The 12,743-nt window shown below is 42.3% G+C and carries 8 protein-coding genes, 1 tRNA gene and 2 pseudogenes; 4 read left to right on the forward strand and 7 right to left on the reverse strand.

The features are described 5' to 3' along the window. Positions 1-648 precede the first annotated feature (648 nt). On the forward strand, positions 649-1,020 hold the full coding sequence (locus AC6ER9_RS02160; protein WP_497075255.1) for a helix-turn-helix domain-containing protein: 372 nt from the start codon (positions 649-651) through the stop codon (positions 1,018-1,020). A gap of 198 nt (positions 1,021-1,218) precedes the next feature. On the opposite strand, the pseudogene AC6ER9_RS02165 reads toward AC6ER9_RS02160, so the two are convergent. The 3 genes and pseudogenes from AC6ER9_RS02165 to AC6ER9_RS02175 all read right to left on the reverse strand — a co-directional run. Then, positions 1,219-1,592, reverse strand: a pseudogene (locus AC6ER9_RS02165) (DUF3987 domain-containing protein); the annotation flags it as partial. 150 nt (positions 1,593-1,742) lie between these two features. Next, a complete protein-coding gene (locus AC6ER9_RS02170) occupies positions 1,743-2,015 on the reverse strand; it encodes a type II toxin-antitoxin system RelE/ParE family toxin (protein WP_497074795.1) in 273 nt (90 codons plus the stop codon). Next, the gene (locus AC6ER9_RS02175) at positions 2,012-2,302 is read right to left on the reverse strand and encodes a CopG family ribbon-helix-helix protein (RefSeq protein ID WP_497074796.1); all 291 of its coding nucleotides are present in this window, start codon (positions 2,300-2,302) and stop codon (positions 2,012-2,014) included. The genes AC6ER9_RS02170 and AC6ER9_RS02175 overlap by 4 nt, the downstream gene beginning before the upstream one ends. A gap of 591 nt (positions 2,303-2,893) precedes the next feature. On the opposite strand from AC6ER9_RS02175, the gene AC6ER9_RS02180 reads away from it, so the two are divergent. Continuing rightward, positions 2,894-3,265 carry a helix-turn-helix domain-containing protein gene (locus tag AC6ER9_RS02180; protein WP_497074797.1) on the forward strand — a complete coding sequence of 124 codons (372 nt, stop codon included), beginning with the start codon at positions 2,894-2,896 and terminating at the stop codon, positions 3,263-3,265. 683 nt (positions 3,266-3,948) lie between these two features. Further along, positions 3,949-4,320 (forward strand): helix-turn-helix domain-containing protein, encoded by a 372-nt coding sequence (locus tag AC6ER9_RS02185; RefSeq protein WP_497074798.1) that lies wholly within the window; start codon positions 3,949-3,951, stop codon positions 4,318-4,320. Between the two features lie 693 nt (positions 4,321-5,013). Here AC6ER9_RS02185 and AC6ER9_RS02190 read toward each other — a convergent pair. From AC6ER9_RS02190 to AC6ER9_RS02200, 3 genes and pseudogenes are all read right to left on the reverse strand, one after another. Next, a pseudogene (locus tag AC6ER9_RS02190) lies at positions 5,014-5,459 on the reverse strand (carboxyvinyltransferase); the annotation flags it as partial. Positions 5,460-5,860: 401 nt separating this feature from the next. Continuing rightward, on the reverse strand, positions 5,861-7,156 hold the full coding sequence (gene murA / locus AC6ER9_RS02195) for a UDP-N-acetylglucosamine 1-carboxyvinyltransferase (protein ID WP_497074799.1): 1,296 nt from the start codon (positions 7,154-7,156) through the stop codon (positions 5,861-5,863). A gap of 155 nt (positions 7,157-7,311) precedes the next feature. Next, the gene (locus AC6ER9_RS02200; RefSeq protein WP_497074800.1) at positions 7,312-7,458 is read right to left on the reverse strand and encodes a hypothetical protein; all 147 of its coding nucleotides are present in this window, start codon (positions 7,456-7,458) and stop codon (positions 7,312-7,314) included. A gap of 177 nt (positions 7,459-7,635) precedes the next feature. Between AC6ER9_RS02200 and AC6ER9_RS02205 the strand changes: the two genes are divergently transcribed. After that, positions 7,636-7,710, forward strand: a tRNA-Thr gene (locus tag AC6ER9_RS02205). A gap of 1,698 nt (positions 7,711-9,408) precedes the next feature. Here AC6ER9_RS02205 and AC6ER9_RS02210 read toward each other — a convergent pair. Continuing rightward, a complete protein-coding gene (locus AC6ER9_RS02210) occupies positions 9,409-10,173 on the reverse strand; it encodes a lambda exonuclease family protein (protein ID WP_497074801.1) in 765 nt (254 codons plus the stop codon). Positions 10,174-12,743: the final 2,570 nt, after the last annotated feature.

The following is a 12,743-nucleotide window of genomic DNA, read 5'->3' on the forward strand; positions in this document are numbered from 1 at the left end:
CCTCTCAATAAATGCAGTTTTTCTCTTATGGTTTTGGAACGCGCGCAACCGAAGAGTTTGAGAGACCTCTTCTAAAAATAAACCCTGCTTTCATTTTTATTGCTAATCTCTTGAAATTGCTTTATCAACAGACCTTGTGACTTTGGTCGTATACGCAGCGATCAAGAGGGATTCAAAACCCCTAAGGTTCGATCATAAAAATTAGTCCACTTTTGTGGGTATCCCAGAATTCCGGGAGTTTTTGCCATGTCCAGGTGCGTTTTACGCACTAAAAGCAAAAAAGCTGACTCGAACTCAGTACTTTATGACTCCCGGAATACTTTATGCAAGGGCGCTCGCAACCGGAGAGTTTGAGAGACCTCTTCTAAAAATAAACCCTGCTTTAAATTTTATTGCCAATCTCCTGAAATTACTTTATGAATGAACACTGTAACTTTGGTCGTATACGCGACGATCAATGGGGATTCAAAAACCCCTAAAGTTCAGTACATAAAATTAGTCCACTTTTGTGGATATCCCAGAATTCCGGGAGTTTTTGCCATGTCCAGGTGCTTACCAGCACTAAAAGCAAAAAAGCTGACTGAACTCAGTGTTTTTGACTCCCGGAATACTTCTGCGAGGGCGCTCGCAACCGGTAGGGGGAGCAAAGTGCAAACCAAAAATCCACATTCTAATGATATTTCAATTGGTAAAAGAATTCGTTTTAGACGCATTGCCATGGGGCTTTCTCAAAAAGAATTAGGAAGCTTTTTAGGTGTCAGTTTTCAGCAAATCCAAAAATATGAAAAGGGCCTCAATCGTGTTGGTGCTGGGCGTTTATTGGAAATTGCTCAAAAACTGCAAGCCCCGATGAGCTTTTTTTATGCGGATCTTTTAACGGAAGATATGGCCACAAAAGAAAATCATGCACACCATGATCAATACAGCTATAGCGAAAAAGAACATTTGCTTTTAAAAAATTTCAGAGAGCTGAAACCTCAACAACAAAAGGCAATTTTGTGCTTGATTGCTGAGATATAAAAACACTGCTTTCATTTTTATTGTGGGGCATTTCCATTGTGGGCACGATTTATTGCGGGGTCATGTTTATTGCGGGGGCATTTCCATTGTGGGCACGATTTATTGCGGGTCTTTTGCAATAAATTTATGAACAAGCGGTTTTCATTGTATAGTTTTATGGGGAAAATCCAGAGCTTTAAAATCTAAGCCGAGACATTCATCTGCCCAGCCATACTCTTTTCGTTCATCGGGAAAGATCAGCATTTGTAACCGTTGTCGTAAACCATCATTGTTTATTCCATGGTGCATGGCTTGAATCATGGGAATAATTCGTGAAGGTTGAATGCCCCCAATGACCAAAAGGGGGGAAATAAAAACGGTTCCAAGCGTCTATACGGTCATAGGTCAATTGCTCCTCTCCATTGAAGGCTGTGAGAGAAAAAGAACGCTCTGTTTAATATTCTTTTCTCTCCCAATTGGCTAAAAAGCTAGATAGTTCATCACGAACCAATAACAGATTATGGGGCTTTTAATAGTTCCTCAAGCTTTTCAACCGTCACATCATTGATAATCATAAGGGTATCCTCATCATTTTTATGCGTAAGAAATGAAGGGGTGTGCAAAGTGATTATGCCCATTATATTTGCAACATTGAAAAAATGATAATTTATTATGATGTGCGAATACGCAATATTGTAAAAAATAATTTGCTTCAATGACCCAATAAATAAAATACAGTTGATTTAAGGAAATTTTTGCTTTGTATGAAGCACACGTAAAATACGCACAACGCCATTTGAAATATCATAAATCATGATATAATTGGGATGTACAATAAGTTCACGTGTATTAACAACGCGTCCTAAACGACCAAGAGTAGGAAGTTGAGCCAGTTTTTCTACCTTTTCAGATAAAAGTTGATCAAACTTTAAGGCAGCAGAAGGATTGTCTTGTGCTATGTATTCACGGATCTTTTTGCGGTCAATGTGTGCTATTTGTGTCCAAATGAGCTTCATAAAGTTGATCTATCTAATTTACTTTGTGTTTTTAAGCGCCATTCCTTTGCTTCTGCTTCGATTTCTTCAGAAGATATTATATCGCCTGCATGAGCAGAATTTATCCCTAATTGAACTTGTTCCCGAAACCATAAATCATGTGCACTTCTTTCTTTTTGTTCTTTGACGATAGTGCGCATATAATCTCGCAATAATTGTGCAGCAGATCTATCGCAGGCCTTTGCTGCTTTGGAAAATTCATTTTTTAATCCATCATCAACGCGAAAGGTAAATGTTGTCTCAGCCATTTTACAACCACTTAATGTGTTACAATATACTTCTAATGTAATACATTGTTACGATTTCTTCAATAGCGCCTGTTGGAATAGATATTTTATATTTATTTTGCATGTTTATAGGGTTGAAAGAGACGCACATCATTTCCATGAGAATTTACAAGATTTTCGTGAGAACTTACAAAATTTCCATAAAAACTTACAGGGCGCCCCCGTGATAGCAACGGATTGGTGTGGCTTTTTGTTTCGCTGGTGATTGCGGTTCTCTTAGCCTTGTTACTTACATCATATTTTTTTATATGGGGGGAAGCTAAGGGTGAAACAATCGTTAATCGTGTTTATCATTTTGATCGGGGCTTTTTTTAGAGGTTGGAAAAATTATCCCATTGTGGTGCAAAAATTCAACGAATATCTGTATGAAAACTCATCAAGAGTGTGAAACTTATCAGAGCATGGCTATATAAGGATTGCGAGATTCTGGGAGTTTTTGCCATGTCCAAGTGCGTTTTACGCACTAAAAGCAAAAAAAGCTGACTGAACTCAGTACTTTCAGACTCCCGGAATACTTCTGCGAGGGCGCTCGCAACCGGTAGGGGGAGCAAAGTGCAAACCAAAAATCCACATTCTAATGATATTTCAATTGGTAAAAGAATTCGCTTTAGACGCATTGCCATGGGGCTTTCTCAAAAAGAATTAGGAAGCTTTTTAGGTGTGAGTTTTCAACAAATCCAAAAATATGAAAAGGGCCTCAATCGTGTTGGTGCTGGGCGTTTATTGGAAATTGCTCAAAAACTGCAAGCCCCGATGAGCTTTTTTTATGCGGATCTTTTAACGGAAGATATGGCCACAAAAGAAAATCATGCACACCATGATCAATACAGCTATAGCGAAAAAGAACATTTGCTTTTAAAAAATTTCAGAGAGCTGAAACCTCAACAACAAAAGGCAATTTTGTGCTTGATTTCTGAGATATAAAAACACTGCTTTCATTTTTATTGTGGGGCATTTCCATTGCAGACACTATTTAGTGTGGGGTCATGTTTAGTGCGGGGGCATTTCCATTGTGGGCACGATTTATTGCGGGGTCATGTTTATTGCGGGTCTTTTGAAATGAATTTATGGATAAGTACAAATTATCTTATGAATAAGCGGTTCTCATTGTACAGTGCGATTTTATGGGAAACCTAGAGCCTGTAAATCCAAGCCAAGACATTTATCTGCCTTAGAAAAGCTTGCGAGATTCCGGGAGTTTTTTGCCATGTCCAAGTGCGCTCTCGCACTAAAAGCAAAAAAACTGATCCAAACTCAGTACTTTCAGACTCCCGGAATACTTCTGCGAGGGCGCTTACAACCGAAAAGTTTGAGAGATCTCTCCTAAAAATAAACCCTGCTTTAAATTTTATTGCCAATCTCTTGAAATTGCTTTATCAATAGACCTTGTAACTTTGGTCGTATACGCAACGATCAATGGGGTCTGAAAGCCCTAAAACCCTAGCGTGAAAATGACCCACTTTTGTGGGTATCCCGGAATTCCGGGAGTTTTTGCTATGTCCAGGTGCGCTCTCGCACTAAAAGCAAAAAAAGCTGACTAGGGTTCAGTACTTTCAGACTCCCGGAATACTTCTGCGAGGGCGCTCGCAACCGGTAGGGGGAGCAAAGTGCAAACCAAAAATCCACATTTCAACGATATTTCAATTGGTAAAAGAATTCGCTTTAGACGCATTGCCATGGGGCTTTCTCAAAAAGAATTAGGAAGTTTTTTAGGTGTGAGTTTTCAACAAATCCAAAAATATGAAAAGGGCCTCAATCGTGTTGGTGCTGGGCGTTTATTGGAAATTGCTCAAAAACTGCAAGCCCCGATGAGCTTTTTTTATGCGGATCTTTTAACGGAAGATATGGCCACAAAAGAAAATCATGCACACCATGATCAATACAGCTATAGCGAAAAAGAACATTTGCTTTTAAAAAATTTCAGAGAGCTGAAACCTCAACAACAAAAGGCAATTTTGTGCTTGATTGCTGAGATATAAAAACACTGCTTTCATTGCCATAAGATGCGTTACCGTTTGTCCATCGAGTTTTATCTCAAGCCCCGAAACGATTAAGTTCTTAAAACGTGCATAAAACGATTGTCAAAAATCGTCTCCACAATCATGCGTGGGTGCCTTCTCCCCCGTGTCATAGGGCGGCGCCCCCGACCATGACTTTAGGAAAACGGTAGCAAGCCCCCATCATTAAGCCCCATCATAAAGTGCCATAAATGACGCACATGATCTTAAAAAAACGCAAGAGCGAGATAATCAAAGCTCTAAAGACAAACCATGCTCTGATAAGTTTCATACTCTTGATGAGTTTTCACACAGATATTCGTTGAATTTTAGCACCACAACGGATTTCTTCCAACCTCTAAAAAAAACCACGATCAAGATGATAAACACGATTAACGATTGTTTCACCCTTGGCTTCCCCCCCATATAACAAGATATAATGTAAGTAACAAGATAAAGGGCCGCAATTACTAAAGAAACAGAAGCACGCAAATCCGTTGCCATCACGGGAGCACCTTGTAACTTCTCATGGAACATAAACGGTTGCTGATCTCACCATCGCGCTTTATCTCAGCTTCTCAAACGATTAAGTTCTTAAAACGTGCATAAAACGATTGTCAAAAACCGTCTCCACAATCATGCGTGGGTGCCTTCTCCCCCGTTTCATAGGGCGGCGCCCCCGACCATGACTTTAGGAAAACGGTAATGGGCCCCTTTTAGTCCCTTTGGGGCTTTGGCATGAACATACCCACTTTCAATGGCTATATGAGCCCCTAAAGCTTTCAATCCTTCCAAAATAAAATCAACGGGTCTTGTTCCAATAGCGCATCCTCCAGGAAGCGAAACATAAGCCTCTAAACATCGTGCCAACAAGGGTCCGATAACCCAAAAACTTGCCCGCATTTTTTCACCAATTCATAAGGGGCACGCGTTGTGGTTATTTTTTGCGCAGTAAAATGGATTGTTCTAGCATTCACACCCTCATCATTAAATTCTTGTCCATCAACGGCATATCCAACACCATGATTGTTGAGAATACGAATAAGCAATTCAACATCAGCAAGATGAGGAATATTCTCAAGCGTGAGCGTTTCTTCTGTCAAAAGTGCCGCAATCACCAGCGAAACAAAAAGCCACACAAATCGGTTGCCATCACGGGAGCGCCTTGTAACTTCTCATGAAACATAAACGGTTGCTGATCTCACCATCGCGCTTTATCTCAGCTTCTCAAACGATTAAGCTCTTAAAACGTGCATAAAACGATTGTCAAAAATCGTCTCTACAATCAGGCGCGGGTTTCTTCACTCCCGTTTCATAGGGCGGCGCCCCCGACCATGACTTTAGGAAAACGGTAGCAAGCCCCCATCATCACCCCCCATCACCCATCATCAAGCTCCATTATCAAAGTGCCATCATAAAGTGCTATAAATGACGCACATGATCTTAAAAAAGGCAAGAGCAAGATAATCAAAGCTCTAAAGACAAACCATACTCTGATAAGTTTCACACTCTTGATGAGTTTTCATACAGATATTCGTTGAATTTTGGCTCCACAACGGGATAATTTTTCTTCCAACCTCTCAAAGCCCCGATCAAGATGATAAACACGATTGACGATTGTTTCACCCTTGGCTGCCAAGGCCGCAATTACTAAAGAAACAGAAGCACGCAAATCGGTTGCCATCACGGGAGCGCCTTGTAACTTTTTTGTTCCATAAACGGTTGCTGTTTGTCCATCGAGCTTTATCTCAGCCCCTAGACGATTAAGCTCTTGAACGTGCATAAAACGATTTTCGAAAATCGTCTCTGTAATATGCGAAACGCCTTCAGAGCGTGTCATCAGCGCCATAAACTGTGCTTGCAGATCGGTTGGAAAGGCAGGATAAGGGCCGGTTTTAATATCAACGGGCATAATTTTTGTGTTTTTGGGATTGCGCTTCACGTGAATTCCTTGCGGTTCTATTTGAATCTCAAGTCCTGTTTTTTGCAAAACCTTCAACACAGTTGTCAGATGATTAGGGTTGGCATTTTTAAGAAAAACATCTCCCCCCGCCATCGCCACAGCCATTGCATAGGTTCCCGCTTCAATTCGATCGGCAATGACTCGTATTCTTGTTCCTTTGAGTTTTTTCACCCCTTCAATGGTCAGCGTTGTTGTGCCTTCACCGGTTATTTGAGCCCCCATCGCATTCAAGGTGCGAATAAGATTTGTTACTTCCGGTTCACACGCCGCATTCTCAAGAACGGTCGTTCCTTTAGCCATTGTTGCGGCCATCAACAAGACATGGGTCCCCCCGACCGTGACTTTAGGAAAACGGTAATGTGCCCCTTTTAGTCCCTTTGGGGCTTTGGCATGAACATACCCACTCTCAATGGCTATATGAGCCCCTAAAGCTTTCAATCCTTCCAAAATAAAATCAACGGGTCTTGTTCCAATAGCGCATCCTCCAGGAAGCGAAACATAAGCCTCTAAACATCGTGCCAGCAAGGGTCCGATAACCCAAAAACTTGCCCGCATTTTTTTCACCAATTCATAAGGGGCACGCGTTGTGGTTATTTTTTGCGCAGTAAAATGGATTGTTCTAGCATTCACACCCTCATCATTAAATTCTTGTCCATCAACGGCATATCCAACACCATGATTGTTGAGAATACGAATAAGCAATTCAACATCAGCAAGATGAGGAATATTCTCAAGCGTGAGCGTTTCTTCTGTCAAAAGTGCCGCAATCATAAGAGGCAATGCAGCATTTTTTGCCCCAGAGATCGGAATTGTCCCTTTCAGTTTTTCCCCACCAACAATTCGAATAGAATCCATCGTATTTTCCCTCTTTTTCCTTATGCATCTCTTCCAAAGTTTTTTTCCTTTAAAAAACTTCATGCTAGGCATTTTTTAAACGCATTCTTATTTATGAGAACAAATGACTGAGACATTTGGTTGCAAAGAGCCGTTAAAAAACTTTTCTTTGCATTTTAGAGCTCTGTTTGTGCTCTTTTTCGACTTTGCTCTTTTCGACGTTTTAAGTTTTGTCGCAATTGTTGTGCCAATCTTTCCTGGCGTCGTTTTTCTTTTTCCTCTTGATGATTTATTTCATCATTCTTTTGTTTTATTTGTATCATTGCGCAACCTTTTGAGCGGTGTTGAGCTTCTATCCAAGCAACTCACGACTTTAAATATGTAACAGTATAAAAACGTTTATGTCATGACATAAGATACGTTTTCTTGCAAGAATATATAAATGTTCTCTTGCCTATTTTCTAACAATATGGCACAAGACAGCGCAATGGTTGAAAACGGCTGCGGTAGCTCAGTGGTAGAGCACTCCCTTGGTAAGGGAGAGGTCGAGAGTTCAATCCTCTCTCGCAGCACCATTTTATGCTTCTTTCGTCTCTTAGCTCTTCTTATCCCGATAAGCTCTTTTCCCTCCAAACCTCTCTCCCCCATTCCATACCATGCCACAAGCGCAAACCACCCCCTAAAAAACACACACAACGCATAAACAAAGCATAAAATCTTCCACACTCAAAAACTTTCCTTTACTTTCACGTTTTTACGCTTTTACATTTTTACAGAAAATAACAAATAAAACGTCCAAACCACAACCGAACACTCCCTCATCTTTTTTTTAAAAAAAAACGAAAAGAGACAACTTCCAAACCACGCCCTAAAAAACACACAACGCATAAACAAAGCATAAAATCTTCCATACTCAAAAACTTTCCCTTACTTTCACGTTTTTACGCTTTTACATTTTTACAGAAAATAACAAATAAAACGTCCAAACCACAACCGAACACTCCCTCATCTTTTTTTTTAAAAAAAACGAAAGGAAACAACCTCCAAACCACCCCCTTCTTAAAAAATCTTTAAAGGACCAAACTTTTCACCCCACGAAATAAATAAAGGCCTACACTTCAACCTCTTTCCCCAATCCTCTCTTCCACTCCACACCATGATAAAAGCGCAAAGCACACCCCTAAAAAACACACCAAGTCTCAATCTTTTTCTCTTAAAACTCTATTCGCTCTTATCAAAATCCTCCATCCTTTAAACCCCTCCATCCTTTAAACCTATGCGCTTTCAACAGCTTTAAACTCAATGATCGGCTTCAAAATCAATACGCGTCAATGACACACTTAATCCCCAAATGCTCTGCAAACAGCTTTTGAAACTGCTGCACCACAAAAAAACAAGTCCCCTTCTCATTACCCATCCTCCCTCTCTTATCTCTCTCCCCCTCTCTCTCATCTCCCTCTTTTTTATATGGGCCCTCTCTTCCACTTGGTATCAAGCCGCACTGTCGCTATAATCATATCCCCCCTTGTCTTTGTTCCCCTTATTTTACAGCCCCTATCTCTCTTTTCCTTGCAAGCCCTCCTAACTTGAACGTCTTCCTCACCATCCTCGCCCCCTGCTAACCGCACCCCTATTCTTCAAAACATGCCCCCTAACGTGCCGCTCTCACCCCTTTGGCTCCCTTTCTCCCTATTGGCTCCCTTTCTATCGGTACCCCCCCCACAAGAGGGCCCACACACATAAAAAAAACAGCGCCGCAACGACCCCCCCCAATGAACCAAAGCATCCCCCCTTCTGATCCTTCGTGAAAAAACACTTAAAGCCCTCCACCACCTTGTTTGCCAACGTCTCCCTCAACCTATCCCGTCAACGCGTCCCTCACTTATCTATCAATTTGTCCATCATGGCGTGGCATAGGGGAGTGATGGGGGGGCATTGCCCCACAAACAAAGCCTCCACAAAAACAGCCAAAACCGCATGCCTCCCTCTTCTCGCAACTGAATTTCCCTCCATTACTGCCTTATTCCAAACTACCTTATTCCAAGCTATCTTGTTCCAAGCTAGCGTGTTCCAAGCTCGCTTGTTTCAAACTAGTTTGTTCCAATATCTTGCCTCCAAAATGCTTCTTCATCTCCCCACGTGCTTTACCTCTTCAAACATCACCCACCATTTTCTTAAAGCAAGAGTTGTCATTCCAAGCGTCTTGTCCTCTGCAAAATTCACCTATTTTTCTGCTTTTGCTTAATTATATGCCCTTATTTTATATGCCCTTATTATAAAATTTTTCTCCACTGGACCGATCCCCTTCTTCCTCGCCGCAGTCTTGTTTTGCCTTCCAGAGGCTTTTTCTGCAACGCTCTGCCTTCCCCCTCCTTTAACGCCCTGTCTGTTCTTATCCTACTGTCTGTTCTTATGCCAAAGCCTGTCTCAAAACACTGAATGTGCTGGACCATTTTCTCCAAAGCCTCATTAAAACGGTTAATTTCATTTTCAAGCTTGCTGATATAGGCTTCATCACGATAAGCCCGTTTAATCAAAGGGGGCATATCCGGCCAATAGAGCATTAAATCCACCCATTCGCGTTGAGAAATCCATAACCCTCCTTGACATTGTGCTTTATGTTCTGCTGGAAAACGCTTTTCCATAAAATGCGGAATTAAAATTTCTGGTTTTTTTGTTTTAATTTCCAACAATCCATTTTTTCCCACAAAAGCATCGGGAGAAAATCCTTTTCTACGATCATCGGCTAAAACAAAGCCTATACATTCCGGTTCTGTTTCTGTCAGCTTGCCATAAAGCTGTCGCGCGCTTGGTTCTAATTCTGTCCCCCGTCGCATCGACACTGTTGTCCCTTCCTCAACGGTTTTTCCAGTAATTCTTTCTCCTGCCAATTTCATCATCACGCTATGATATCGTGCTGTTTTTTGCCCCTGTTTTTTTTGTGCCATGACCATTTCAAACAAAGAAGCCGTAATTAACCCATTGCGCGCTTTTTGCCATTCCTCTGTTCCTTGAATACAATCGATAATAATTGGCATGGTATTTTCCCCCTTTTGATCTGGTGCTGTATATCCTCTTTAAAACATCACACTTTGCATATTCACACTTTATGTACTTCCCTAAACGAGCCACACCCCAGCTGAAAACACAACAAAGGCATCCTCCCCCCCAAAGCCCCCCAAACCTCTGTGAAACGCCTCCCACACTGTTTTCTCTTCCCTTCTCTTTTCTCATGTCCGCGATATCTTTCCCCAAAGTACTTCCTTGCCTCTCGCCTTTTGCTTGCCCTCAAAAATGCCCCTACAAAAACAGCCCCCCCAATGAACAAAAGCACAAACAAGCATCATTGCTGCCCTAATGCAAAAAAAAACACTTAAAGCTCTCAACGTCTCTCTCACCTTGTTTGCGAACGTCTCCCTCAACCTATCCCGTCAACGCGTTCATCAACTTATCCTTCAACATATCCAACATAAGAAGGAACTTTCATTACTCCCAAACAAAGCCAACACAAAAACGTCCAGAACCGCGCGCGCCTTCCTTACTTCCCCGATATCTTCCCTCCCAAAATATGTCCCTATCCCCCACGGGCTTTATCCCTCCAAAACCACCTGCCATTTTCTTAAAGCAACGCTTGTCACGCTAAGCTCCCCTCCACCATCCACTTTCCTCCTCTGAACTGACCTTTTGATAAACCCGCCCCATTCAACACTGTCCGGCTTTTCATCTCTTCACGCTTCATGAACCTTTACTGCCCGCAGAAACTTGTCACTGCAAGATTTTCTCGCCATCTTTCCTCCTTGCCTATCTCTCAAAAATCAACCAACATCTAACCTTTCCCTCAAATGTGCCGCTCTCACCCTTTCAAGCACCCCATTTCTTCTGTACAAGCTCCCCCCTTTTCCTATCAGATCCTCCGGCTTCAAAAACGCCCCCACGAAACAGCGTCCCCCTATCAACCAAAGTACAAACAGTTCCTCTTCTTATCCTTAGTGAAAAAATACTTTGACCCTCAACTTATCGGTCAACGCGTCCATTATAGAGAGGAACTTTCATTGCCCCCGAACAAAGCCAAGATAAAAATGGACAGTCTACTCTCACACTTCCCCAACATCTTGCCTCCAAAGTGCTTTCCTATCCTTCTCTTCGTCTTTCACGTGTCCTCCAAAACCGCCCGCCATTTTCTTAAAGCAATAGAGTTATCACGCTAGGCTTCTGCCCCCTCCACCATCCACTTTCCTCCTCTGAACTGACCTTTTGATAAACCCGCCCCATTCAACACTGTCCGGCTTTTCCTCTCTTCACGCTTCATGAACCTTTACTGCCCGCAGAAACTTGTCACTGCAAGATTTTCTCGCCATCTTTCCTCCTTGCCCATCTCTCAAAAATCAACCAACATCTAACCTTTCCCCCCTAATGTGCCGCTCTCACCCTTTCAAGCACCCCATCTCTTCTGTACAAGCTCCCCCCTTTTCCTATCGGCTTCCCCCATCTCTCTTTTTCCTTGCACGCCCTCCTCACTTAAAACGTCTTCCTCACCGCTCCTGTCTCCCACCACCCCTTTTCACCCTATCTCTTTTAGCATCGTCACCATCATACACCTTAAGCCTTCAATATTATGGATGACCTCTTATTATGGATGATCCCTTGAGCTTTCTCGACAACTGATGAAAAGACATCGTTTTCTTGTTGCCTGTTTATTCCCATGCCAACCCTATTGGTAGTGTGCAAGAAACAGAAGTTTGATGACTTTAATAGGAGAGCGTTTGTGGTGAGAGAACTATAGTCGGGATTCTTATTTAACACGCAAAATAACATGCAAAAAAATGAATATCTTTGATAAATCAATATATTATCTTATAAAAACATGCCCTCCTTTCCCTAAAATGTGCCGCTCTTACCCTTTCAAGCACCCCATTTCTTCTGTACAAGCTCCCCCTCTTTTTCCTATCAGATCCTCCGGCTTCAAAAACGCCCCCACGAAACAGCGTCCCCCTATCAACCAAAGTACAAACAGTTCCTCTTCTTATCCTTAGTGAAAAAATACTTTGACCCTCAACTTATCGGTCAACGCGTCCATTATAGAGAGGAACTTTCATTGCCCCCGAACAAAGCCAAGATAAAAATGGACAGTCTACTCTCACACTTCCCCAACATCTTGCCTCCAAAGTGCTTTCCTATCCTTCTCTTCGTCTTTCACGTGTCCTCCAAAACCGCCCGCCATTTTCTTAAAGCAACGCTTGTCACGCTAAGCTCCCCTCCACCATCCACTTGTCCCCTTGAACTGACCTTTTGATACCCCCCATTCAACATTGTCTGACTTCCCCTCTCTTCACTCTTCCTGAGCCTTTACTGTCCGCAGATACTTTGCTGATCACACTAAGCGGTCTTTCCCCCCATTGACCCTCGGCGCTTGTGTCCCCTGATCCCCCCTATCTTACTGCCCCATCTCTCTTTTTCCTTGCACGCCCTCCTCACTTAAAACGTCTTCCTCACCGCTCCTGCCTCCCACCACCCCTTTTCACCCCAATTCTTTTAGCATCGTCACCATCATACACCTTAAGCCTTCAATATTATGGATGACCTCTTATTATGGATGATCCCTTGGGCT

This window comes from Bartonella sp. SL317 (assembly GCF_059687655.1).

Bases quoted from the DNA above. Each gene is read 5' to 3' on its own strand.
- AC6ER9_RS02170 (WP_497074795.1), bottom strand. From the start codon at position 2,015: ATGAAGCTCATTTGGACACAAATAGCACACATTGACCGCAAAAAGATC.
- AC6ER9_RS02175 (WP_497074796.1), bottom strand. From the start codon at position 2,302: ATGGCTGAGACAACATTTACCTTTCGCGTTGATGATGGATTAAAAAAT.
- murA (WP_497074799.1), bottom strand. From the start codon at position 7,156: ATGGATTCTATTCGAATTGTTGGTGGGGAAAAACTGAAAGGGACAATT.
- AC6ER9_RS02200 (WP_497074800.1), bottom strand. From the start codon at position 7,458: ATGATACAAATAAAACAAAAGAATGATGAAATAAATCATCAAGAGGAA.
- AC6ER9_RS02210 (WP_497074801.1), bottom strand. From the start codon at position 10,173: ATGCCAATTATTATCGATTGTATTCAAGGAACAGAGGAATGGCAAAAA.